The sequence below is a fragment of the Shivajiella indica genome, from assembly GCF_042683085.1.
GTDB lineage: Bacteria > Bacteroidota > Bacteroidia > Cytophagales > Cyclobacteriaceae > Shivajiella > Shivajiella indica.
Window position 1 is genome coordinate 52,817 of sequence record NZ_JBHUIV010000020.1, and the last position, 25,389, is coordinate 78,205.

Here is a 25,389-nt window from a genome sequence, read left to right on the forward strand (position 1 = left end):
TTCGTCGATATTCTCATTGAATAATTATTTTTCCGCTTTTTACGTCAAAAGTATAATCTTTCTCTGATTTCAGCAGTAACCTGTAAATATAAGTTCCTTTTGTGGGATTTTTTGTTTTGCTATGGAAAAAATTCCACTCAAAATCATCCAAAATCTCTTCTGCTTCGACATAACGCTTACTCGCAGAATATATTTTGTCTCCCTTAACACTAAAAACTTCAAATTCTAAATATAAGTTTTCCTTGGGTCTATTATGGGCGATTAAAAACTTACTTTTTTCAATTGAAGGATTTGGGTATGTAATGTGTTCCAGTATTTTTAATTTTAAGCTGCCCTCTACAGGAAGGTTAAATGTGAAAGAAGAGGGGTTCCCTAAATTGTCATAAGCTTTGATGCTGATTTCATTATTTCCTTCCTTTAAATTCTGCAATTCAGCAAATATCTGCCCTTTTTTAAAGCTTCCTTCTATTGCAGAATATTTTGAATTCAGGATATAAACATCAGAATTGTTGATCATTAAGCTAATGTTCTTTCCTGTCTCGGTGTTAGCAATATTGATGCCACTTTCATCCTCTAAAATGATTTGGATAGGGTATGTTGGGGATGCTATCGAGGTCGGATTTTCTGCTAGGTCTTTTCCATAGCGGATAGTTATTTTAGGTCCTATATTGTCGTTTGGGCTATTTTCTGATGTCCCACCAACATCAATTCTTTTGGCACCAATTGCCTCTTGTTTCCCATCCTGTAAGCGGGCAAACATCCTAATTATTCCATTACCTACTTCATTTTCAATATTTTTTGGAATAAAAACCTGGGAGGAAAAAAGGCCATCTTTCACTTCGCCTGTTCCTTTGAAAATAATTTGGGTATCTTCTGGAAATTCAACCGGACTGCTTTCATCTCCCAATGTTTTATAAGTTTTAGGCTTGTCATAAATAATCAATTCAAACTCCCCTTCCATATTGGAAAGAAAAGCACCTGAAACAGGGTCTATTATACTTCCTTTAATCGCCACTTCCTGCATGGCCTTCAAAGTATCAGTTTCTAATTCCAGTCGGATATCCAAAATCTGATTGGCTTCCATTCCCAGTTCGGGAACGGCAAGTTTTAAGGAAGGGTCTCCAAGGAGGGAAAAATTACGGTTAAATGGACCGTTTAAACTTTGGTTTTTGGTCAACTTAAAAATTTCACCCAAGTCTTTGGCAATTCCATTTTCGGTTTTGAATACATTCTCAATAAATGCCTTATTTAACGCAAAATTAATTGAACTGAAAACAGGTCTTCCAGTAGTCAAAAGAGCTATTGCTCCCTTTTTTTGGGCAAATAATAATTCCTCTGCACCTGACCGGATGAAGGGGCTGTCATGTCTCCCAAATTCGCAGGTAGCAGTCACAAACAAAGGCAATAAGGGGTTTTCAGGATAATCTGGTAAATCACTTACCATGAAGACCCTTTCTGCAGTAAGTGTCGTTTCGTTACCATGACCAACATAATTGAGCAAAAGAATTCCATCCCTGAAACTGTTTTTTAAGGCCTCTTGGGCATCTGGTGAAGATTGAATGCCTTCATTTATTACCTGCTCAAACCTGTCCAGGTACAGTTTTCTGACTTCGAATTCAGGATGGTTGTTTTCCAAAAAAGCGACATGTGTCTCCGAATCATTCAAATGTATATTATTGTCCCCGTCGTCAGCGAAAAATAAAATGTTCTTCTTCCAATTACCCCCCATTTCAATTCCCTTTTCATAATTGATAATTTTATTAACTGCTTCTTCAGATTCTAAAAAGTTAGTTGCAGGTATTCTTCCAATACCAATTTGTAATAACTCATCACCTTCACTGCTTTCTTCCCATTCACCCTGACCAAATTCCAAAAAGCCAAAATAATCATCCGAACTGTAGGTGGATAGGGGATTTAGGCTGTTTCTGGAACTGTAAGTGGGAACTAAATTTGGCCTCCCCCCAAATTTATGTTTGTAATCAAAGGTTCCCTTTCCAAAAAAGAGAACATTTCTGAGTGAATTATTTCCTTGATATACGTGGGCTAAAAAATTACGAATAGCTGTAATATCCCGATTTCCATAGCCAAATGCATTATATAACTCATCAGGTGTAAATACACTTGTAATTATCCCCATTTGATTTTTGTGGTCCGCCAATCTATTTGCTTGAGATAAAAGTTCCGGTGCACTAATGATGATCAGCTCTGCATTGATGTTCTCATTCCGCAATCCAAGGTCAATAGAGGTCCAATTAGTAATTGATGGTACAGATTCCGGTTGGAATAAGGTAATTATATCTCCGGTTTCCGTTTGTTCTGTTCCATTGATTTCTATCACTTTATAAAAATCCCTGATCAGCCAATGGATGAAGCCGGTTCTTTTCCTCATGATTCCAGGTTCAAGAATATAATATGACCCTATATCGACCGAAGAATTGCTGTAAGGACTTACTAATAAACTTTGGGAAAGATAACCGGTACCATTGATGTCAGAACTTCTGTAACTTAACTGAATATTTTGGGAGGCAGCCATTTGCAGTTCAGCCTTGAAAACGCTTTCCCTGCCTTTGATGCCATAAGTTGTGTTTGGAATTGAACTTACACTGCTACTGCCTACAGAGCTTCCATTATTGAAAAACTCAAATTGACTTTCAGCCAGTGACTGGGCCATAATCCGGGTAATCAAAAGTGGTTTGACGGTAGGATCAGAGGCAATATTAAAATTGAACCGTTCCCCATTGAAGAAAGGTTTTGAATACCATTCACGGCCTGAGCTCAATAAATTGCTTTCTTCCCATTTTAAAGACTGGATTTTGTAAAGTTTTTCAAGCTCATTTCCGGAGATTTCCAAATCCGAAGAATTAACAGAGGCACCCTTTACTTTTTCTCCGATCAGGTAATAAAGGGTGTCTGAATAGTAATGGTGCAGGTAGGAAAATTCTTCATCAATTATCATTTTACGATGGGGTCCCACCAGAAAAAAGTAGAGCGCATCACCTATTTTTTTGCTTGGAATTTCCCTCAATCCCAAATCCAAACTGTCCAGTTTTTGGGGAAGCATTCCTGGATTCCCAAAAATGGACACCCGGTCCAGATCCGGAAATCCCATTTCCCTGGCCTGTTGGGATGTTAATTGATAAACCCCTTCTTCCAAAATGGGAAATTTGAAAAATATTTGGTTTTCCTGGCAAAACCCATGAAGGTATATTCCCAGGAAAAAGAATAAGAATCCTAAATCAAAGATATTTTTTTTACTTACTTTCAATTTTCTTTGTCATTAAACCCTCCGCTACCGACAATAATATGTAGGAAAGAATCACGAAAGGGATACCACCCAGGCCAAAAGCAATCAGGCAAATAACCCCGATGATCAACACTAAAAACCTGTAGATATTATCTGAAAAACGGAAATTTTTAAATTTTAGGGCAATCAGAGGCAATTCTGAAACCAATAAAAAAGACATTGCGAAGGCAACACATACCAAAAAGTAGGGGTTTTGCAATGCTGCATTAATCTCTGGAAACCTCTCTTGAGTAAAAGGTAGCGTACTGATCAAAAGCGCATTGGCAGGAGTAGGGACTCCGATAAAACGATCAGCCTGCCTTGTGTCCACATTGAATTTGGCCAAGCGTATGGCTGAAAATATCCCTACAATCAGAGCCATAAAAGGCAAATAATCCAATTCAGAATTGGCCTCTATCATTTTGAAAAGAATGAAAGAGGGCAAGACCCCAAAAGTCACCAAATCAGCCAGGGAGTCCAATTCTTTTCCGATTTCTGAATGGACCTTCAATATTCTGGCTACAAATCCATCCAAAAAATCAAAAAAGGCAGCAATGAAAATAAAATAAGCTCCCTCATTTATTTTTCCATCCAGAACAAAATAAATTCCCAGCATACCACAAAGTAAGTTGAGGGATGTCAAAGCATTGGGTATGTGTTTTTTGATCATCAAAATCTGGCTTTTTTTCCTACAAATGGGTTATGCTCTTTTTCAAATCCTATGCTGGTCATTGGACCATGTCCTGGGTAAACTTTGGTGTCCTCCGGTAAAGAGAACATTTTCTTTTTGATGGAATTTAACAAGGTTTGGTGATCTCCTCCCGGTAAATCCGTTCTTCCAATACTTCCCTGAAATAAAGTGTCTCCTGCTATGCAAATTCCAGTATCTTTATGATAAAATACCAAATGACCGGGAGAATGGCCAGGTACTGAAAGGATATCCAATTCAGTATTTCCAAAATTGATTTTGTCTTCTTCAGCAATATAAAAATCAGGTTCAGCCGCTTCATATCCTCCAAAACCATAATTTGGCGCATAAACTGAAACAGAATTCAATACCGCATGTTCTTTCTCATGGATATATAAGGGGATCTGAAAACTTTTTTTGACAAAAGCATTACCTAAAACATGGTCAATATGGCAATGCGTATTGATCAGATATTTAAGCTTAAGACTTTGGCTTTCAATAAATTCCAATAACTCATTTTGTTCGTATTTCTCGTAGCAACCCGGGTCAAAAATCACAGCTTCTTTGCTGTCGTCATACAGCAAATAGGTATTTTCCATGAAAGGATTAAACGTAAAAGATTTGAGCTGAAGCATGGATAAACTTTTAATTTAATGTCTCAAAATAACGAAGAAAGAATCTATTTTTGGACATGGAAATAGATTTTTTACTAGTCGGTCAGGGATTGGCAGGCACGGCATTGTCCTTTAGGTTAATGGAAAAGAATCTTAAATGCATTCTTATTGACACTCCCCTGGCCAATAATAGCAGTAGGATTGCAGCTGGTCTTTACAATCCTGTCACTGGGAAAAAAATGGTCAGAACCTGGATGGCAGATTATCTTTTCCCTGAGATAGAACCTTTTTACGAGAAATTAGAAGAGTTTTTGGGTAAAAATTTTTTGATAAAGAAAAATATCTACAGGCCATTTTTGTCTGTTGAAGAACAAAATGAATGGATGGGCCATAGCAGTGATCCACTGTTACAACCTTATTTTGAAAAAATCCATACCCAAGCATTGTATAATGAGGTCAACAATCCCTATGGGGGGATCATGTTGAAAAATTCTGGTTATCTGGATATTAACACCTTGTTGGATGCCTATGCTTCCTATCTGATTGAAAAGGAGATGCTGATGCAGGAGGAATACCAGGAAGATTTCCTTGAAGTTACAGATCTTGGAATAAGATATAAAGAAATTAAAGCGAAAGGAATTATTTATTGTAACGGCCTTGGGGCAATGAACAGCAAGTATTTTTCAAATTTGCCATTTGCGCCTGTCAAAGGTGAAATCTTAGATATTCATCAGGATTTTTGTCCTAATGTAATTATCAATAGGGGTGTTTTCAGGATAAGTTTACCCAATGGATTACAAAGGGTAGGTTCCACTTACAGCTGGCACGATTTGGATACAGGACCCACAGAAAGGGGTAAAAGAGAGCTTTTGGAAAAATTGGAAAAATTGATTTTTATTGAAAATAAGAAAATAATCCATCATAAATCCGGAATTAGACCTGCAACAAAAGACAGAAGACCTTTTTTAGGTAAACATCCGGGCTTGGAAAGCGTTTATATTTTTAATGGGTTTGGGGCAAAGGGAGTATCTTTAGTGCCTTACTTTAGCAAAATCATGGTAGAATTCTTGTTAAATGGGATAGAAATACAAAAAGAAGTAAACATTAGTCGATGGAATCAAACATAAAATCTATTTTTAAGTATATTTAAGTCCTAGTGTAAAAGATAAATGAAAGTTAAAGTCTTAGGAATTTTCTTTTCTTTGTTCTTGCTGTTGGCAAACGTGGAGTCTTTTGCTCAGTTTGACAGGGAGAGATTTGGCAAGAATAGGGTTCAGCATAATTATATAGAATGGTACCATTATACCTCAAACAACTTTGAAGTTTATTATTATGATGGGGGTATGAATAATGCCCGAATGGCTATTGAATACCTCGAAGGTGAGTTTGACAGGTTGATTCAGCAAATCGGTTATGTTGCCTATACAAAGCCTAAAATTTTTATTTATAACTCCCCCGAAGAAAGACTACAGAGTAATCTTAATTTAAACAAGGATGTTTATGCTGTTGACGGCCAAAAGTTTTTTAGCCGTCTGATGGGAGAAGTAGCTTTTAATGGTACCTGGGAGCAATTTAAAAAAGATCTTGTATATACCACTGCAAAGGTGATTATTGAGGAAATGCTTTACGGCTCTACAATAGCCGATGCTTTTCAGGCCAATCTGATCAACAACTTTCCCGAATGGTATATTGAAGGAGCTGCAATGTATCTTGCTTATGGCTGGAGTAGGGAAATGGATGATTATGTAAGGCATTTTTTTAGGGAAAACAAGACAGTGAAGCTTCATAAATTCCAGGAAAAAGAAGCCCAATTGATCGGGCAGTCAGTTTGGAATTTTATCGTTGAGCGATATGGAAGAAGGTATATTTCCAGTATTTTGAACCTAAGCAGGATCAACAGGAATGAAGAAAACAGTATAGCCAACACCATTGGGCTTAACTTTGCCTCATTTTTGGAACAATGGAGGCAGTTCTATGAAGGAACCAACAAGCAGGTATTTGCAACTTTTAAAGATATAAAAACTGAAAATGAAATCAATTCCACTTCATCTTCACATGAAGGGATAATCAATGATATAAAGTTCAGCCCTGATGCCAAGCATTTGGCATATGTAGTCAATAACGGCGGCAGATATAAGGTCCAATTAAGAGAATTGTCATCTGGTAGAGAAAGAACCATTTACTCCGGAGGATCAGTTTCTAACGATTTGCCTGTCAATAAAACTTCTCCAATTATCGCTTGGAGAGATACGCTCAATCTTGCCATTGCCACTTTCAGAAGGGGGACTACCACGTTGAGAATGAGAGCGATAGATGGTTCTGCACAGGATAAAATCTTCCTTAGAAATATTACCCAAATTCTGAGTCTGGATTTTAACTCCACAGGTAGGAATATGGTGCTTTCTGCAATTTCAAATGGAAGAACAGACGTTTTTTCGTTAAATGCAAGGGGGGTAGGAAAGAGATTGACCAATGATGCTTTTGATAATATCACCCCGGTTTTTTTGAATGATTCTACGGTGATTTATTCCTCCAATTTTACAGAGATAGCTGATTCACTTTTAACCAGAACACCGGATGTCAAGTTGTTGCCGGAGTACTTCAACTTATACAAATATGATTTAAGGGATTCTTTGCCAACTGAAAAACTTACAAACCTCAACAATAGGAATTTCCAGCCAAGGGTCCTTAATTCCAACAATATTCTGATGATCAGTGACCAAAGCGGCATCAATAACCTGATGCGGTTGACCATTTCAAATGGAATTGCAAGTCAGGTTTCTGCGTTCAATAAGAGTATTGAGGCTTTTGATTATTCTTCCAGGATCAACAGAGTAGCCTATTCCTATCGGGATGGAAACCAAAGTAGAATTGTACTGGAATCATTTTCCAACATTGATCAGTTTACCCCAAGTACCCCTAGAGTCCAGCTTCTTCAGGCAAAATCCCTCACTGAAAGAATTTCGACTTCAAGAAGAACTGAAGAAACGCCTACGGTTGTTGCGCCAATAAACACCGAGCAAATCAGAGAAAGAAGGGCCATGGTTCAGGCGTCAGAGCGTCGGGCTTTGGATTCTGTTATGGTCAAAAGAGATACAACACTCAATATAAGACTTGAAGATTTGATGTTGGGTATTCCTCCAGCAGAAACTCCAAAACCTATAACCCAAACCGATACTACCCAACGGGTTCAGCCAATGGTTGCTGATACCATTCCTGCCCCAAAAAGCCTGACATCTTCTATAAGTCTTGATAGATTAAGATTTGAAAGAAAAGCCGGGATAGATACGGATAATTATGTCTTTGATACCATCCCTCAGCCCCAACAGGATATCAGAGATAGAATACAGACTGCTGTAGGAGGCCAAAGAAGTAATTTGTTGGAAAATTTCAGACGGCAAAGCGCCCAAAAGAGGGTCACAGGCCCTCAGAAAATGACACCGCAATTTATCACCAATAACCTTTCCACAGACTGGGTGGTAGATCCATTACGAGGGTTTGGAATAGGGCTTTCAGGAAAGATGACTGATTTATTGGATAATCATGTATTCCAGGGAGGGATTATGTTTCCTTTAGATTTCAGATCAGGTAGCGATATTTTCTTTGAATATGAATACCTGAAACAAAGAATAGATGCCAGGTTAAGGTTTGACCGCAAAGCCATACAGGTTTCGGAAGGGGAACTTACCTTCCAAAAATATGTCCTGAATCAGGTTGAATTAGGTTTTTCATACCCGTTCAATACCCATTCCAGGTTTACAGCCTCCCCTTTGATTGCTAAAACCCAATATTTCAATCTAAATCCCGACTCTATCATTTATGGTCAAATACCTGAACAAAACAGATTTGATGTTCAATATGCAGGGGGTAGGGCAGAATTTGTGATTGACAAAACTGAAACTCTCGGTCTATTCATGCAGCAGGGTTTTAAAGGTAAAGTTGGGATTATCCATTATCAGGGATTAAATCATGGAAGTCGTTCCTTCTCCAATTTCTATCTGGATTTCAGGAACTATCAAAAAATCCATAAAAATATTATCCTAGCAACGAGATTTTACACAGGATCCTTTTTTGGGAACAATCCCCAAAATTATTTACTCGGGGGTATGAATAACTGGCTTTTCAATGAATTTTATTCTCCGCCAACCAATAGACCTGAAGAATCACCGGTCAGGAATCCCGAGGGAGTTGAAAATTCAAACATATTATTTGCAGAGTTTGTTGACCTGAGAGGGTATCTGTTTGATGAAATCAGAGGGAGAAACATGATGACGATTACGAATGAACTTCGGATACCGCTGTTTTCTTATATGTCAAGAGGAAATATCACCTCCAATTTTGTAAAAAACTTCCAGATGGTAGCCTTTTATGATATTGGGTCGGCTTGGAACAATTCTGCTCCATGGGAAAGGGTAAATGATCAGAATACAGAAGTTATCACAACACCTGGGTCTCCTTTTAAAATCACCATCAATAATTTCAACAACCCTTGGTTGCAAAGTTATGGCGCAGGTATCAGGACAGTCCTTCTTAATTATTATTTCAAATTTGATTTAGCAAGGCCGGTTAGAAATTATCAAAGGGATGATTTAAGATTTTATGTTACCTTAGGGTATAATTTCTAATACATTTCAATTTTGTTTATGGTAAAATCAATGACAGGCTATGGTCTAGCCGGTATTGAAAATGATGCTTTTATTATCAGCGTTGAAGTCAAGACTTTGAATTCCAAGTTTTTGGATTTATCTATCAGGAGCCCAAAACAGTTTTCAGACAAGGAGCATGAAATAAGGAATCTGGTTTCCAAAATATTGGATAGAGGTAAAGTCAATCTGACCATTGAATTTAGCAATAAGGCAGGTACTGAAATACCCATTGGAATTAATGATGAATTGTTTCAATCTTATTTCAGGAAATATCGTGAACTGGCGCAATTTGTAGGATCCCAATCTGAAGATATCTTTAAATTGGCCTTACAGTCACCGGGAGTAATTTCAAATTTAGTGGAAAAGGCATCTGATTCTGAAGAATGGGAAGTTTTAAAACCTGTAATTGAAGAAGCGCTATTAAAATGTGACCAATTTAGAATTGATGAAGGAAATGTACTTCAGTCCAAATTTTTAGAAAACCTAAGTGTTATCAAAGAAGGATTGTCCCAAATAAAAATTTCAGACCCCATCAGAAAGGAAAGAATAAGACTTAGGATCCGAAGTAATTTCAAAGACTGGTTGGAAGAGAATGATTTTGACAAAAACAGATTTGAACAGGAATTGATCTATTATTTTGAAAAAATAGATATTACGGAAGAAATAGTAAGGTTGGAAACCCATTTGAATTATTTTGAAAAAAATCTGATAGAAGAAAATAATCAGGGTAAAAAATTAGGATTTATATCCCAGGAAATCGGAAGAGAGATCAATACCATAGGTTCAAAAGCGAATGACGCAGAAATACAGAAGTTTGTGGTGATTATGAAGGATGAACTTGAAAAAATCAAAGAACAGACCCTGAACATTCTTTAAAAGGGCTGTGGATTTTTGGCTTCAAAGAAATCAAACGTTGCTTGCAGTCGTCTTTTTGAAACGTTGGCGTTCAAATGAAGAAATAGGTTCAAACTTGTCATCAATGTCCACCCCTGTCAGGTAATCATTGATAAATTCCCTGACTTCCTGAAAAGACAGATTGTGCAGAATTTTCCCATTTTTTGCTAGGGATACCTGTCCTGTTTCTTCAGAAATTACCAAAATGAGGGTATCAGTGGCTTCAGACATTCCTATAGCTGCCCTATGGCGTAATCCAAATTGCGCCGGAACTTCTCTTTCGGTTACTGGAAGTATACATCTTGCAGCTTTTACCTTTCCATTGTAAATGATAGCCGCTCCATCGTGAAGAGGGCTGAATTTATTGAAGATGGATATCAACAATCTTTTGGACACCTGGGCATCAAGTATATCTCCGCTTTCGGCATAGAATTTAAGTTCAGAATTACTGGATATGACCATCAGGGCACCTGTGTTGGTGCCTGAAAGGCTTTTGGAAGCCTCAATGATGGGGTTGATATTAAAAGCCTGTGACTCTCTTTTTTTCCAAAAAAGGAGTTCCTGTAAGAAGTTCTCATTGGAAAGAAAGGAAGATCTTCCTATGATGAGTAAGAATTTCCGGATTTCAGGAGCAAATATGATAATGGCAGCAATCACACCCACTCCCATAAATTGGCCCAAAATGATGGAAAGCAATTCCATCCTCAGGGCATTGACTAATAAGTAGATTAGGTAAATAGAAAGGAATCCCAGGAAAATTTTGATAGCCACGCTTCCTCTCAATAGTTTGTACACTTGATAGATAAGAATACTTACCAAGGTGATATCTATGAGATTCACGATCGAAATTTCTAAAAAACCTATTTTGAAAAGTAAATTCAAGAGTATAGTTGGTTATATAATATTACGGTCTGTTTAGCTTCTTTAACATCATGTACCCTAAGTATATTTGCCCCATTGATAAGTGCAGCCATATGTAGGGCAGTGGTAGCATTCAGCGATTCCTCAGGGGTCAAGTCCAGTTTTTTGTAAATCATAGACTTTCTTGAAACCCCAACTAAAATTGGCGCTTGAATTATCTTAAAATAAGATAAATTTTTCAGAATCCAATAGTTTTGCTCTAATGTTTTTGCAAATCCAAACCCCGGATCTAATATCACATCTTTTATGCCAGCTTTATTAAAATCTTCCAGTTTTTTTGCAAAATATTTAGCGATTTCCAATAATATATCCCCATAGTCTGTCATTTGTTGCATATTCTTCGGAGTTCCTCTCATATGCATGGCTATATATGGAATTTCGAGCCCGGCTACAGTCCTGATCATGTCCTTATCAAGCTCTCCTGCGGATATATCATTGACCATATCTGCCCCTGCTGAAATGGCTTCTTCGGCTACCTTTGCCCTAAAGGTGTCAATTGAAATCAAAATTCCGGGATTGTTTTTTTTTATGGCTATTATAGCGGGAATAACTCTGGATAATTCCTCTTCTAAGCTGACTTCCTTAGCACCAGGTCTGGAACTGTAGCCACCAATATCCAACATGTCTGCGCCTTCAACTATCATTTTATCGGCTCTTTGTAAAAGGAATGCTTCATCTCCCAAGAACCTGCTTCCCGAATAGAAGGAATCAGGAGTTAGGTTCAGTATCCCCATTACCCAAGGTCTATCCAACAATAATAGCTTTCCTTTGATTCTAAGTGTTATTTTTGGAGGAAATAATTTATCTTCGAAATCCGAAGGAGAGGGGAATAATTTATCCATTAAACAAATCAGCTTTGAAAACGCAAACTGTCAGCGAATATAATCAAGTTATACACCTTTGTAAAGAACTATTCAAAAAGAAAACGAAAGATTATGGGACTGCTTGGAGGATTTTAAGACTTCCTTCCATCACAGATCAGATTTTTATTAAAGCCCAAAGAATCCGCTCTATACAGGAAAAAGGAAACCAAAAAGTGAATGATCCGATAGTAGATGAGTTTGTAGGTATCATCAATTATTGCTTGATTGCTTTGATGCAGATCAGTCTAAGGGAAGAGCCGGAAATGGAATTGACTTTTGAACAACTGGAACCAATTTACGATCAATGGGTCAACGATACCCGTGGCCTTTTGGAAAATAAAAACCATGATTACGGAGAAGCCTGGAGAGATATGCGCGTTTCCTCGATGACAGATATCATTTTGATGAAACTTTATAGAGTGAAACAGATTGAAGATAATCAGGGAGTTACTTTGGTATCAGAAGGTATAGAAGCCAATTACCAAGATATGATCAACTATGCAGTTTTCTGTCTCATTAAATTACAATACCATGTTTAAACAAATAAGTTTATTAATTATCCGTTTTATTGTTGGAGGCTTATTTATTTTCTCAGGGATGATTAAGGTCAATGATCCAGTAGGAACTGCGATCAAGCTTGAGGAATATTTTGATGTTTTTTCGAATGATATTGCCTCATTTTTTCATCTATTCAAAGACATTGCCTTGCCTTTGGCCGTTTTTTTGGTAGTGGCGGAAGTGGTTTTAGGGGTAATGCTCATACTTGGGGTCAGGCTTAGGTTTACAGTTTGGGCATTGTCGTTGATGATTTTGTTTTTCACTTTTCTGACATTTTATTCGGCATATTTCAATAAAGTGACAGATTGCGGCTGTTTTGGAGATGCCATCAAATTGACTCCATGGGAATCTTTTACCAAGGATGTCATTTTATTGGTATTGATCGCTGTGCTGTTCTTTTTTAGGAAGGATTTGTCAAATGATGGACCATCTTGGGCAAAGTGGTCGGTAAGAATAAGTTTGGTGCTTTCTGTATTTTTGGCGGTAACTGCCATCAGAAACCTTCCGTTCATTGATTTTAGAGCCTATAAAGAAGGGGTGAATATTCCACAGGCGATGCAGCCATCTGCTCCATTACAATATAATTATATAATGAGGAAGGGAGGGGATGAGTTTGTTTTTGACCAATATCCTGCTGACGATTCATATGAATTTGTGGAGATGAAACTGGTTAATGAAGAGGCTTTGCCCAAAATTTCAGATTTTGCTGTCTGGAATGAAGAGGGAGATTATACAGAGGAAATACTTCAAGGAAAAAAAGCCGTAGTCCTGATTACCAATATCTCAAAAATGAACCGGGATCATCTTGATAAAATCGATGAGCTACTGATTGGGATAAAAGGTTCTGAAGTCAAACCTGTTTTAGTCGCTGCTTCTTCGGAAGATGAAATTCAGGGGCTTTTGGAATCAAGGGGATGGGAGATGGAAGGTTTTCAGGGAGATGCTACTGTTATCAAAACTATTATGAGATCCAATCCGGGTCTGATGCTTTTAAACGATGGAGTGGTCATTAAAAAATATCATTTTAGAAATACTCCTCCTTCATCAGAAGTAATCAGCTTATTGAAGTGATGAGAGCTCCACTGAAAATTGTTCTGGTGGGCCTTCCCGGTTCCGGGAAATCAACCTTTGGAAAACAGGTAGCCTCCTTATTGAATTTTGTGTTCATTGATCTTGATCAATTGATTGAAGAGGGTACAGGTAAGAAAATCAGCAGAATTTTTTCAGAAGAAGGAGAGGGGAAATTCAGGGAACTGGAAAGCATTTATCTGAAAAAAGTACTGGATGGACTGGAAGGGTTCGTGCTATCCACCGGTGGTGGGACTCCCTGTTTTAATGACAACATGGAGTTGATCAACGAAAAGGCGGTTTCAGTTTATTTAGAAGTTTCTTTGGAAGAAATATTAAAAAGACTTTCAAAAGACAAATCCGGAAAAAGACCGATGTTTGCAGGTTTGGGTGAAGGTGAGATGATCTTAAAATTGAAAAATTTACTTGCCTCAAGAGAGTCTTATTATTTACAGTCAAAAATAAAACTCAGCGGAGATGATATTTCCGCTGAGTTGTTGTTTTCTGAGCTGATGGCATTTTTTAAAAGTTGAATCCAAAAGTCATCATGCCTGTGCTGATTCGGTTCCTGATCTGAATTACCGGGCCAATATTTACCCCATTTTCAATTAAAGTATAGGAACTATAAAGCTGGTCTGATAGGGTGTACATATAGGCAAAGTCCACATAGAACTTTTTAAGCCTTGCTCCAAACCCTCCAGTATATTGTTGCGCATTTCGATTGATCGCACTTGCTTGTTGGAAAGGGTCTCCATAATAGCCATATCCACCCCGAATTCTCCAAATATCAAACCTGTATTCCCCACCTATCCTATAATTGAAGGTTTGTCCGTAAAGTAACCTGATTTCCTGATTGTCTGCATTGGGATTAAAGTCCCTGGAATTGATCCTACTTTGGCTGTAATCCAGGTAATCAATATCTGCTGAGATAAAACCGTTTTTCCCAAGAAAGAAAGTTGCCCCTCCACTAAGCCTCAGAGGCGTATTTAAATTATAATTTCCCAAAACTATAGGAGTAGAAGCTTCTTCTCTTCCTAATACAATATCTTCAGGTTCAAAATAGAAATTATCAAAGAAATTGACCATGGTTGCACCATATTCCTCATTCATATTATACCAGGTAGGGGACTGGAAATTAAATCCGAGGTTGACCTGATCTACTGGTTTATAAATTACACCCAGGTTGATATTTGCTCCAAAACCTGAAATATACAACTCTTCCACTATCCTGGAATCTATCAAAGGTTCGTCAAAAAATTCTTCTCCATAGTTTTTGTTTGAGCTGTAAATCAATGAACTAAGTCCCAATCCTGCACCGACAAAAAGTTTATTGTCAAAATTAGCACCATAAGAGAAGGTGGTCTGACTGATCCTACCCTCCTGTATTACCCTTTCATCCTGAAAAGGAAATCCTAGTACGAAAGAGTCGTATTGAGTTGGATTGTTAATTGGGTTTCCCTGCTCATCCTGAGTTATAGGATTGATAAGGAAGGTTTGGTAAGCAAGGCCTGTCAAACCAAAGTTTTCAATCTGACTTTCAGGTATTCCATTAGCCTGATCGAGAAAATAATCAATAATGGAAGTATTACCCTGTATATCAGAAAAATAACCGAATCGGGTGTTGAAATGGCTCATTCTATTAAAACTGATACCGAAAGATCCCCCTCTAAATTTACCCGGACTCAATGGCCCTTTGGGTCTGCTTATGACCAAACTGAAATTGGGTAAACTAATATTGTTTGTTCTGTCCTCCTGGAATTGTCCTAAATAATTACTTTCTGTAGTCCAAGTACTGATAGAAGGCGAGAAGCTGAATTCCGATCTTCTAAAAAATCCCAACCCTGCCGGGTTAGTATGTATGTTTGAAATATCTCCACCCAATGACATCTGAGCCCCACCAATCCCCATTATCCTTGCTGAGCCGGTGGACTGAAACCTACTGAATCTTAGCGCATCTTCATAATATCCAAACTGGGCATTGGATATTCCCACAAAAACTACACTCAAAAGAGCGCCAAAGAATAATTTTTTCAATGAAACCATATAAAATCTGAATTGAAAATCCGATCAAATATAAATCAAATAATATGCCTTTCTCTTTATCCTGGGGTAAAAAAAAGGGGGAATTAATTCCCCCTTCCTCCTCTTGAACCTCCGGAGCTCATTCCTCCGCCACCACGGCTACCTCCACTCATTCCTCCTGAGCTGAATCCACCGCCACTGCTTCTGCTAGGTGCTCCAAATGAGCCCCCACTACTTCTGCTTGGTGTGGACATTCCGCCTCTTGAAGGAGTTGAGTAAGAATTCCTTGATGGTGCTGTTCTAGTATTGTTAAATGTTCCTCCGGTATTTCCTCTGTTGTAGGACGGACTGGAACCTCTTGTTGTTCCGGTGCTTCTATTGATGGTGCCAGGAGCAGTAGTTCCTCTTGAAGGAGCAGTTCCGTAAGCACTTCTTGTATTAGTACCGGTATTATAGCTAGGTCTTGTATTGGCTACTCCAGTCCTTGAACTTGGTCTTGTAGCAGCCGCTGAACCTGTATTTCTATAGCCTGGATTTGCAGAAGCTGAAGTATTGGCTACGCGGCTTCTTGCACTATTGTATTCATTTTGGGATGCGGAAAAGTCTCTACTGGAACCTCTTGTTCCTTCAGATATTCCTCTATTTCCAGAAGTAGCTTCTCTTCTTGCAGCTCTTGTAGTAGCCGCATAACTATCAGTTCCGCCTCTTGGTCCGCTAACTGCTGTACCTGCACCTCTTCCAGGTCTTCCACCTCTGACAATATCTCTACCACCTTCTCCACCTGGAGGAATAATTACAACTGGTGGTCCCCAGCCCCAGCCTGGTCTCATTCCCCATCCCCACATTCCTCCGCCCATCCAGGGATTCATCCAAGGGTTGCCCCACATAGGCATTCCCCAGCCCATACCAAAGCCAAAGCTCATGTTCCATCCCCACATAGAATTCCAGCCAAAGCCCATTCCCCATCCTGGACGCATTCCCCACATGGGCATACCCCAGAAAGGATCCCACATTCCCATTCCCCACATAGGCATGCCCCATCCCATACCCCACATTGGAGCACCGAAGCCAAAACCTAAACTTAAATTGAAATTACTTTGAGGAAAGCCATTGGGATTAACACTGGATCCATAGAAGTTATTATAGACATTGACATTTGGAGTACTTTCTTGGGTTGCATTATCGTCAAAATATACCGTACCAGTATCTTCTGTATTTGCCTGAGATTGGTATTTGGCGATATACTCCGGATTAACATTTCTTGCTGAAAAACTTTCCTGCTCAAATTCGTTTGGTCTTACAGAATTCAATGACTGGAAATTTTGAGGATTGTTGTTCTCTACAGCAAATTGAGTGGCAACTCTATTGTCAGAGGCCATAAAGTATAAATCGTCGGATTCACCGCTTTTCATTGCATTGTAGCTGGTGCTGCAGGAGGATAACATAAGTACCGCTCCAGCTCCAATTGTCAATATTTTGTTGAGGTTCATCATTGTGTTTGGTTTTTACTAATTACTTATACGTGAGTACATCAATAGGGTTATAAATTTTTGGATTATATTTGCCACCCACAGTATTGAGCGAAGATAAATAGATTTTTGAAATCAACAAAGACACTATGAGTAAAGGATTGCCAAAAAGAAGTGAAGACTACTCTTTGTGGTACAATGAATTAGTTAAAAGGGCTGACCTTGCAGAAAATTCCCCAGTAAGAGGATGTATGGTGATTAAGCCCTATGGGTATTCGATCTGGGAGAAAATGCAGGCCCAATTGGATAAAATGTTTAAAGATACAGGACATGTAAACGCCTATTTTCCCCTTTTTATTCCTAAATCTTACCTTTCGAAAGAAGCCAGCCATGTGGAGGGCTTTGCCAAAGAGTGTGCCGTAGTTACCCATTACAGGTTAAAGAATGCCGATGATGGCAGTGGGGTAATCGTGGATCCGGAGGCCAAACTGGAGGAAGAACTGATCGTCAGACCAACTTCAGAAACGGTTATTTGGAGCACCTATAAAAATTGGATCCAATCTTATAGAGATTTACCACTTTTGGTCAATCAATGGGCCAATGTGGTCAGGTGGGAAATGAGGACACGTCTATTTTTAAGAACATCCGAATTTTTGTGGCAGGAAGGACATACTGCCCATGCATCCAAACAAGAGGCCATCGATGAAACAGTGCTGATGATGAATGTGTATGCAGAGTTTGCAGAGACCTACATGGCAGTGCCTGTGGTGAGAGGGGTAAAGAGCGCCAATGAGAGATTTGCAGGTGCCGAGGATACTTACTGCATTGAAGCCATGATGCAGGATGGAAAAGCCCTGCAGGCAGGAACATCCCATTTCCTTGGACAAAATTTTGCAAAAGCTTTTGATGTGAAATTTGCTACCAAAGAAGGTGGTCTTGATTATGTTTGGGGGACGTCATGGGGAGTAAGTACCCGTTTGATGGGTGCTTTGATCATGGCACATTCAGATGACAATGGTCTGGTTTTACCACCAAAATTAGCCCCAATCCATGTGGTCATCGTGCCCATTTATAAGGGAGAGGAAGAATTGGCCAGGATTTCTGAAAAAGCCAATGAAATATTGTCCAAGCTCCGGGCAAAGGGACTTTCTGTGAAATATGACAATAGAGATACCCATAAGCCAGGTTGGAAATTTGCCGAATATGAATTGAAAGGTGTTCCGTTAAGGATTGCTATGGGACCTAGGGATCTTGAAAACAATACCGTTGAACTGGCCAGAAGGGATACCTTGACCAAGGAAACCGTCAACCTTGGTGAAGTAGCCATAGAAGACTATGTAAGTAATCTTCTTGATACCATTCAGGACACTATTTATCAAAAAGCTTTTGATTTCAGGGAGCAGATGACCACCGAAGTCAATACTTGGGAGGAGTTTGAAAGCGTGCTGGAAGAAAAAGGCGGGTTCCTTTCGGCCCATTGGGACGGAACTTCAGAAACTGAAGAAAAGATCAAAGAACTGAGCAAAGCTACCATCAGGTGCATTCCTTTAAACAGCAAGACAGAAGAAGGAAAATGTATCCTTACCGGAAAACCATCTAGACAGAGAGTGCTTTTTGCCAGAGCTTACTAATCTGAAAAATGCCTGCCATTGAGGGAAGAATGATTCTCTTACCAATAAAGAGGAGATAAATGACCCAACTTGGTTAAGTTAAAAATCTGATGGGAACCTTTTTGTATTCAATGTTATCAAAGCCTCCAATTAATTTGGAGGCTTTTATTTTGATCAGGGTTTTTAAGAATGTAGAAAAAAGGCTAATTTCAGGAAAAAAACTTTTATGACCTGGTTTATCCTTGTATCATTGCTTCTGATAGGGCTCGTTTTGGTACTGACCGAAATCCTATTTGTTCCGGGAACCACACTGGTGGGTCTATTGGGATTAATCGTGACTTTAGGAGGAATTTATTATGCTTTTATCAAATTCGATAATAACCTGGCGTGGATTATAGTGGGGGCAGCATTGTTGTTGAATTTTTCCGCTTTGGTTTATGGCTTTAGATCCGGTGTATGGAATAAATTTGCCTTAAAAGAAGCCATCACCAGCAGGTCATTTGATGATAGGTTGGCTGGATTGGAGATAGGAATGGAAGGAAAGGCCATATCAGATATTAAACCCATTGGCAAAGCAGAGTTTGGGGAAAGGATTTATGAGGTAAAATCTGATTCCGGATTTATTATGGTAGGTACTAAGGTGTTTATTGCGAGATTAGAAGACAACAAAATAATTATTAAATCATAAACTATGGAAATTACTGATTCGGCGTTCATTTTATTTGCGGCTTTTGCCGGCCTGATTTTACTCTTTATTTTCTTGTATTTTGTTCCTGTCAATTTATGGATTACAGCCATTTTTGCCAATGTAAGGGTTAGCATAGGGGAATTGATCGGAATGCGTATCCGGAAAGTACCCCCCAGCGTCATTGTCAATTCACTGATTACAGCAACCAAAGCAGGTTTGGACCTTACCACCAATGAGCTCGAAACCCATTATCTGGCAGGCGGAAATGTCCCCAATGTTATCCGTGCTTTGATTTCAGCGGATAAGGCCAATATTAAACTTAGTTTCAAGCAAGCCACAGCGATTGACCTGGCTGGCAGGGATGTATTTGAAGCAGTCCAGATTTCAGTAAATCCCAAAGTGATCAATACCCCTAATGTGGCTGCAGTGGCAGCTGATGGGATTCAGCTGATCGCAAAAGCACGGGTGACTGTCCGTGCAAACATTGCCCAATTGGTAGGTGGAGCTGGAGAAGACACTATTTTAGCAAGGGTAGGGGAAGGTATCGTCACATCTATTGGTTCCGCACAGAACCATAAAAGTGTTCTTGAAAATCCGGACAAGATATCCAAACTGGTTTTGGAAAGAGGATTGGATGCAGGAACAGCTTTCGAGATTCTTTCAATTGATATAGCGGATATTGATGTAGGAACCAATATTGGCGCTAAACTCCAGATTGACCAAGCATCCGCAGACTTGAAAGTGGCTGAGGCCAAAGCAGAAGAGAGAAGGGCGATGGCAGTTGCTTTGGAACAGGAAATGAAGGCCAAAGCTGTTGAAATGCGGGCAAAAGTAATAGAGGCTGAAGCGGAAGTGCCCAAAGCAATTTCTGATGCATTTAGAGCTGGGAAATTGGGAGTGATGGATTACTACCGTATGGAAAACATCAAATCTGATACCGACATGCGCTCATCCATTGCAGGAACTGATACCGGAAGTAGTAGCACTGAAAGTGGAAAATCCACCAAGGGAGGGGAGAAGAAGTAAAATTTTAAATTACCAATTACCAATTACCAATTACCAATTATCAATTATCAATTATCAATTACCAAATTCCAAAATCTAAGGTCAATTGGTAAAAAAAGAACCTTTGAGAAGAAATTCATCAAAGGTTCTTTTTTTATGATCAGGATTCCTTTTGTTAATTGATGATGACGGCCAATGAATCTGCTTTGGTTCTTATTTTCAGCCAGTTTTCAAATCTCTTTCTTTCATTTTGGTTGGGGTTTTGTCTGAATTTGGCATAAGCTATCAATAAAGTATCTTGTCTATTTTGTTGCAGGTTTGCAACTATACCCCGATTAAGAGAAAAATTCTGAAGGTTGGGATGATTGATTTTGGCTTCGGAAGCAATATCCATTACCTGACTGTATGTTTGCCCATATTCCGCAAGCTCCCTTTCCAACAGGGCAATTTTTTGGTCTTTATTCTTAATAAGTAATTCGTTTCTCTCGTAAAGATCTTTAAGGATGTCCGATCTTAATAAATTCATATCTGTTCCCGAATCTCCACTTTGTTTTACATTTAGATAGGTGTTTTTAAGGTTGAATACCGGCAATTTTCTTGAAATGATTTCCAGGTTCTCTTCATTGATCCTTTCTCCGATTAGGGTGACTTCTATGGTGCTGCTGTCGGGATTATAATGAAAGGTGCTGTTGATGATCTGCGTTCTTGGAAACTGCATTTCAGTAGTGATAAAGTTATTCGCTGACTTTTCCCACAAAGTTCGTTTTACAATATTATAAGCCAGATAAATACTAGGTACAATGGTGAGTATGGTGAAAATCGTAATATAGGTTTTGACAGTTTTTTCTCTTTTGGGGTCAAGAAATTCTTTTTTGGGGAAATTCATAAATCTGACGATGAGGTAAGTCGATAGACTGATGAAAACAGAATTGATAAAAAACAAATAAAATGCCCCAAAGAAATAAAATAGGTTAGCGGTGGCAAGACCATATCCTGCTGTACATAAGGGAGGCATTAAAGCAGTGGCGATGGCAACACCTGGAATAGCGTTACTTTTTTCTTTTCTTGATCCGGCGACTATTCCGGCAAGTCCCCCGAAAAGCGCAATAAGTACATCCCAAATGGTAGGTTCTGTCCTTGCCAATAACTCTGACTGAGCGTCATTCAAAGGCGTAAAAGAAAAATAAATGGTACTGGTTAAAATCGAAATCAGGACGGCAATTCCAAGATTTTTTAAGGATTTCTTGATCAGTTCGAAGTCATTGATTCCGGCAGCAAGACCAATGCCCATGATGGGGCCCATAAGGGGAGAGATCAGCATGGCACCGATAATCACCGCCGTTGAATTTACATTCAGTCCAACTGATGCCACAAATATGGCAAAGATCAAGATCCAAAGATTTGCGCCTTTAAATTCTACGTTTTTTTTGATATAATCTATGGTTTCCAATTCATCCTCTTTCCCCTCATGTAAATCAAATCTGTCTCTAAAAAAAAGGAGTAATTCCATGATTTTTTTCCTGAGGCCGAGTGCGTTATTACTTTGCTCCATAGTTTTGTTTATATTAGGACTGTATCAGCAAGCTAATAAATTAATAATTAGCCTTTCCTGAGTAACAAGAAAAAAATAATTTTAGGAGGTTAAAAAGAAGTTGAATAAAGTATTTGTTTGAAAATATTTGGAAAATGGAAATCAGGTTTTTTTGATTCCATATTCCTTGCCTATTTTTTTTGTGATAAAAAATGTTAAAATGAACATATTACTTGGCTCTGATTTAAAGGTATAAATTACTTTACCTTATAATTGTTATCCCATTGATTATTAATTTTTTATATAATAAAATTAATTTATTTTTAGTTAAGACTAAAAAAATTAGAATTGCCATATTATTTTTTTAGATCTATTATTATTGTTTTGGCCTATGGATATGTTTTTATATTTGTGCAAAGGATATATTTTTTATTTTCCTGAAAGGCGCCATCTTAGGTAAGGGAAAAATAATATTTCAAAATATATGCTCTGATAAGCGGATAAAGACCAATGAAGAAACCTATCAATAGAATTATTTTTGTGGATGATGATACAATTCAGCATATGATCAACCGTAAAAATCTGCAAAGGCTTAAACCTGATATTGAACTTTTCTTTTTTGAGAATCCCTTTAAAGCTTTGGAGTGGATAGAAGAAAATGAAGCAGATCTTCTCATATTGGATGTAAATATGCCTGAGATGAACGGTTGGAATTTTCTGGATTTGCTTAAGGAAAAGGGTAAGGAAATTGAAGTCAAAATGCTCACGTCTTCCATGGATCCTTCTGACATTGAAATGAGTTTAAATTATGGCATGGTTTCCGGTTTTTTGATAAAGCCTTTAAAAAATGAAATTATGGCAGAGATCTTGGGAGTTTAGCCATAAGAATTTTTATTTTGTGTATTTTAGCAGCCTAGAAATATTTCTCAAAAAACATGGATGATAAAAAACCTGTTATCAGTAAGAAAATAGATAATTTTTTTAGGGGATTGGCAGATGCTTATGCTTTTGTTAAGAGGTTTTTTATTGAAGTTTGGCTTCCTCCTTACGAATTCAAAGAAATTCTTAGACAATGTTATGAAATCGGTTACAGGTCTTTACCATTGATTTCTTTGACAGGGTTTATCATAGGAATTGTTTTCACCAACCAATCCCGCCCTTCATTGGCTGAGTTTGGGGCCACTTCCTGGTTGCCGGCATTGATATCCATTGCAGTGGTAAGGGCATTGGGGCCATTGGTCACTGCATTGATTGCAGCAGGAAAAGTAGGTTCCAGTATAGGTGCTGAGATAGGGTCCATGAAGGTAACTGAACAGATAGATGCAATGGAAGTATCCGCGATCAATCCCTTTAAATATCTTGTCATTACCAGGACTATGGCTACTACCTTAATGATTCCAGTTTTGGTGATGTACACAGATTTTGTAGCATTGATGGGATCATTTATCAATGTGAACCAAAATGAAATGGTGAGTTTGTCCACCTTTTTTGTTCAGGTTTTCGAATCTATTTCATTTTTGGATATTTTCTCTTCCGTAATCAAATCCCTTGTATTTGGGTTTACGATTGGAATAGTGGGGTGTTACAAAGGATACAGGTCCAATCAGGGAACAGAAGGAGTAGGAAAAGCAGCCAATGCTTCAGTGGTTATGTCCATGTTTTTGATATTTATTGAGGAACTTTTGGCGCTTCAGATTGTGAATGCCATACGAAATGCATAGGTTATGAGGGAATCGGTAATTGAAATAAGGGGACTTTATAAATCATTTGGTGACAACGATGTGCTACAGGGCGTAGACCTTGATCTTTATAAGGGAGAAAATCTTGTAGTACTTGGAAAATCGGGAAGTGGCAAATCCGTATTGATCAAGATATTGGTTAAGCTACTTACACAAGATGAAGGATCTGTTAAAATATTGGGGCAGGATACCGCAAAACTCAATCTCAGAGATTTGAATAAATTAAGATTGAAGATAGGTTTTGCCTTTCAGGCAGCAGCCTTATATGATAGTATGACTGTAAGGGAAAACCTCGAATTTCCTTTGACCAGAAATATCAAAGGGCTTAGCCGTAAAGAAATCAATTACAGGGTGGAAGAATTGTTGGACTCAGTAGGATTGCCCAATACCATTAACCAAATGCCGGCTGAATTATCAGGAGGACAAAAGAAAAGAATCGGTGTAGCCCGGACTTTAATCCTGAATCCTGAGATCATGTTGTATGACGAACCGACAGCAGGCTTGGACCCCACTACTTGCATTGATATCAATAATCTTATCAATCAGGTCAGAGAACAATACAAAACGTCTTCCATTGTCATCACCCATGATCTCACCTGTGCAAAGCAGACAGGAGATAGGATGGCGGTCCTTATTGAGGGACAATTCAAAGCCACAGGCTCTTTTGAGGAAGTTTTTGCGGACGCAAAAGATCCAAGGATTAAATCATTCTATGACTATAATTTCATTACATAATGAGAAATGATAATAAAAAATCAGTGATTGTTGGCATTTTCGTCTTTATAGCAATTGCCATCTTTGTCACCGGGGTTCTTACCTTGGGTGGTCAGCAGAAAAAATTTGTAAAAAGTTTTCGCCTTACTGCGGTATTTGACGATGTGGCAGGATTGCAGACCGGGAATAATGTGTGGTTTTCAGGGGTGAAAATCGGCACAGTACGCAGGATTAATTTTTATGGGGATTCCCAGGTGGAAATTGTCATGAATGTGGAGGAAAAAGTAAAAGATTATATCCGGAAAGATTCCAAAGCAACGATCAGTTCAGATGGACTTATAGGTAATAAAATCATTTTGATCTACGGGGGTACAACACAGGCCCCGCCGGTCGAGGACGGCGACAGGCTGGTGTCTGTCATGGCCTTAGATACCGATAAAATGATGGAAACCCTACAGGAAAACAATAAAAACCTGGTTACCATTACAGAGAATTTAAAAGTCCTTACCGGAAAGATTGCCCAGGGACAAGGAATCGTCGGGGCGGTCATGACGGATAGCTTACTTGCCGAAAATTTCAAAAGCATCCTGGAGAACCTTGACCGGGCTTCAGTCAACAGTAACAGGACTTTGATGGAGTTGAACAAGTTTGCTTCCGGAATGAATCAGGAAGGATCCCTGTTCTATGACCTTACCCATGACAAAGAAATTTATAAAAGCCTTCAGACTTCTGTAAATGAATTGCAGGCCACTGCCGAGAATGCCAAAAACCTGACAGATAACCTCAATGAAACGGCCAATAAGCTGAATGATAAAAACAACACGGCCGGGATGATATTGAATGATGAAGAATTTGCACAGAGAATCAAGCATACCATGATCTACGTGGACAGTTCATCCATGAACCTCAACAAAGGACTCGAAGCATTGGAATATACCTGGCCATTTAAAAAAGGATTCAAAAGAATGGAAAAGGCGAAGGCAAAAGAGGGAGCGTAAATTACAAATTACAAATTACAAAATCTGAGTATCCGTAAGCATACACGTAGTAGAATTTAATTTGGTTAAAGAACCCCT

21 protein-coding genes are annotated in these 25,389 nt (G+C 38.6%); 13 read left to right on the forward strand and 8 right to left on the reverse strand.

Translation table 11 applies throughout. The features are described 5' to 3' along the window. Positions 1-13 precede the first annotated feature (13 nt). The 3 genes from porU to ACFSKV_RS14410 all read right to left on the reverse strand — a co-directional run bounded on the left by porU (position 14) and on the right by ACFSKV_RS14410 (position 4,606). Positions 14-3,154, reverse strand: coding sequence for a type IX secretion system sortase PorU (porU, locus tag ACFSKV_RS14400; protein ID WP_465270322.1), 3,141 nt, complete (start codon positions 3,152-3,154; stop codon positions 14-16). Positions 3,155-3,251: 97 nt separating this feature from the next. Beyond that, positions 3,252-3,956, reverse strand: coding sequence for a CDP-diacylglycerol--serine O-phosphatidyltransferase (pssA, locus tag ACFSKV_RS14405; protein ID WP_380804163.1), 705 nt, complete (start codon positions 3,954-3,956; stop codon positions 3,252-3,254). Beyond that, positions 3,953-4,606 carry an MBL fold metallo-hydrolase gene (locus ACFSKV_RS14410; RefSeq protein ID WP_380804166.1) on the reverse strand — a complete coding sequence of 218 codons (654 nt, stop codon included), beginning with the start codon at positions 4,604-4,606 and terminating at the stop codon, positions 3,953-3,955. Before ACFSKV_RS14410 ends, pssA begins: the two co-directional genes overlap by 4 nt. Before the next feature lie 56 nt (positions 4,607-4,662). Between ACFSKV_RS14410 and ACFSKV_RS14415 the strand changes: the two genes are divergently transcribed. The 3 genes from ACFSKV_RS14415 to ACFSKV_RS14425 are packed head-to-tail and all read left to right on the forward strand — an operon-like array spanning position 4,663 to position 10,107. Continuing rightward, a complete protein-coding gene (locus ACFSKV_RS14415) occupies positions 4,663-5,712 on the forward strand; it encodes an NAD(P)/FAD-dependent oxidoreductase (protein WP_380804169.1) in 1,050 nt (349 codons plus the stop codon). Positions 5,713-5,754: 42 nt separating this feature from the next. After that, on the forward strand, positions 5,755-9,210 hold the full coding sequence (locus ACFSKV_RS14420) for a biopolymer transporter Tol (RefSeq protein WP_380804171.1): 3,456 nt from the start codon (positions 5,755-5,757) through the stop codon (positions 9,208-9,210). Positions 9,211-9,228: 18 nt separating this feature from the next. Next, positions 9,229-10,107 (forward strand): YicC/YloC family endoribonuclease, encoded by an 879-nt coding sequence (locus tag ACFSKV_RS14425; RefSeq protein WP_380804174.1) that lies wholly within the window; start codon positions 9,229-9,231, stop codon positions 10,105-10,107. Positions 10,108-10,137: 30 nt separating this feature from the next. On the opposite strand, the gene cdaA is transcribed toward ACFSKV_RS14425, so the two are convergent. Next, a complete protein-coding gene (cdaA, locus tag ACFSKV_RS14430; protein WP_380804176.1) occupies positions 10,138-11,007 on the reverse strand; it encodes a diadenylate cyclase CdaA in 870 nt (289 codons plus the stop codon). Next, positions 11,004-11,888 (reverse strand): dihydropteroate synthase, encoded by an 885-nt coding sequence (gene folP / locus ACFSKV_RS14435; RefSeq protein ID WP_380804178.1) that lies wholly within the window; start codon positions 11,886-11,888, stop codon positions 11,004-11,006. Before folP ends, cdaA begins: the two co-directional genes overlap by 4 nt. 14 nt (positions 11,889-11,902) lie before the next feature. Here folP and ACFSKV_RS14440 point away from each other — a divergent pair, with 14 nt between their 5' ends. Genes ACFSKV_RS14440 through ACFSKV_RS14450 form a run of 3 tightly spaced genes read left to right on the forward strand, consistent with a single transcriptional unit; the run spans position 11,903 to position 14,068 of the window. Further along, positions 11,903-12,448, forward strand: coding sequence for a DUF1599 domain-containing protein (locus tag ACFSKV_RS14440; RefSeq protein WP_380804180.1), 546 nt, complete (start codon positions 11,903-11,905; stop codon positions 12,446-12,448). Then, on the forward strand, positions 12,441-13,538 hold the full coding sequence (locus ACFSKV_RS14445) for a BT_3928 family protein (RefSeq protein WP_380804183.1): 1,098 nt from the start codon (positions 12,441-12,443) through the stop codon (positions 13,536-13,538). The genes ACFSKV_RS14440 and ACFSKV_RS14445 overlap by 8 nt, the downstream gene beginning before the upstream one ends. Then, positions 13,538-14,068, forward strand: coding sequence for a shikimate kinase (locus ACFSKV_RS14450; protein ID WP_380804185.1), 531 nt, complete (start codon positions 13,538-13,540; stop codon positions 14,066-14,068). The genes ACFSKV_RS14445 and ACFSKV_RS14450 overlap by 1 nt, the downstream gene beginning before the upstream one ends. Here ACFSKV_RS14450 and ACFSKV_RS14455 read toward each other — a convergent pair. Next, complete coding sequence (locus tag ACFSKV_RS14455) at positions 14,058-15,578, reverse strand: OmpP1/FadL family transporter (protein ID WP_380804188.1); 1,521 nt, start codon at positions 15,576-15,578, stop codon at positions 14,058-14,060. The genes ACFSKV_RS14450 and ACFSKV_RS14455 overlap by 11 nt on opposite strands. A gap of 83 nt (positions 15,579-15,661) precedes the next feature. After that, a complete protein-coding gene (locus tag ACFSKV_RS14460) occupies positions 15,662-17,050 on the reverse strand; it encodes a hypothetical protein (protein WP_380804191.1) in 1,389 nt (462 codons plus the stop codon). A gap of 125 nt (positions 17,051-17,175) precedes the next feature. Here ACFSKV_RS14460 and proS point away from each other — a divergent pair, with 125 nt between their 5' ends. The 3 genes from proS to floA all read left to right on the forward strand — a co-directional run bounded on the left by proS (position 17,176) and on the right by floA (position 20,350). After that, the gene (proS, locus tag ACFSKV_RS14465; protein ID WP_380804194.1) at positions 17,176-18,657 is read left to right on the forward strand and encodes a proline--tRNA ligase; all 1,482 of its coding nucleotides are present in this window, start codon (positions 17,176-17,178) and stop codon (positions 18,655-18,657) included. Between the two features lie 205 nt (positions 18,658-18,862). Further along, on the forward strand, positions 18,863-19,324 hold the full coding sequence (locus ACFSKV_RS14470; RefSeq protein ID WP_380804197.1) for an NfeD family protein: 462 nt from the start codon (positions 18,863-18,865) through the stop codon (positions 19,322-19,324). Positions 19,325-19,327: 3 nt separating this feature from the next. After that, the gene (floA, locus tag ACFSKV_RS14475; protein WP_380804199.1) at positions 19,328-20,350 is read left to right on the forward strand and encodes a flotillin-like protein FloA; all 1,023 of its coding nucleotides are present in this window, start codon (positions 19,328-19,330) and stop codon (positions 20,348-20,350) included. A 154-nt stretch (positions 20,351-20,504) separates the two neighbouring features. Here floA and ACFSKV_RS14480 read toward each other — a convergent pair whose 3' ends face one another. Beyond that, complete coding sequence (locus ACFSKV_RS14480) at positions 20,505-21,839, reverse strand: TIGR00341 family protein (RefSeq protein ID WP_380804202.1); 1,335 nt, start codon at positions 21,837-21,839, stop codon at positions 20,505-20,507. 531 nt (positions 21,840-22,370) lie between these two features. Between ACFSKV_RS14480 and ACFSKV_RS14485 the strand changes: the two genes are divergently transcribed. Genes ACFSKV_RS14485 through ACFSKV_RS14500 form a run of 4 tightly spaced genes read left to right on the forward strand, consistent with a single transcriptional unit; the run spans position 22,371 to position 25,311 of the window. Next, complete coding sequence (locus ACFSKV_RS14485; protein ID WP_380804204.1) at positions 22,371-22,739, forward strand: response regulator; 369 nt, start codon at positions 22,371-22,373, stop codon at positions 22,737-22,739. 56 nt (positions 22,740-22,795) lie between these two features. Further along, the gene (locus tag ACFSKV_RS14490) at positions 22,796-23,581 is read left to right on the forward strand and encodes an MlaE family ABC transporter permease (protein ID WP_380804206.1); all 786 of its coding nucleotides are present in this window, start codon (positions 22,796-22,798) and stop codon (positions 23,579-23,581) included. Between the two features lie 3 nt (positions 23,582-23,584). Then, on the forward strand, positions 23,585-24,334 hold the full coding sequence (locus tag ACFSKV_RS14495) for an ABC transporter ATP-binding protein (protein WP_380804209.1): 750 nt from the start codon (positions 23,585-23,587) through the stop codon (positions 24,332-24,334). Continuing rightward, a complete protein-coding gene (locus ACFSKV_RS14500; RefSeq protein WP_380804212.1) occupies positions 24,334-25,311 on the forward strand; it encodes an MlaD family protein in 978 nt (325 codons plus the stop codon). The genes ACFSKV_RS14495 and ACFSKV_RS14500 overlap by 1 nt, the downstream gene beginning before the upstream one ends. The last annotated feature ends 78 nt before the right edge of the window (positions 25,312-25,389 follow it).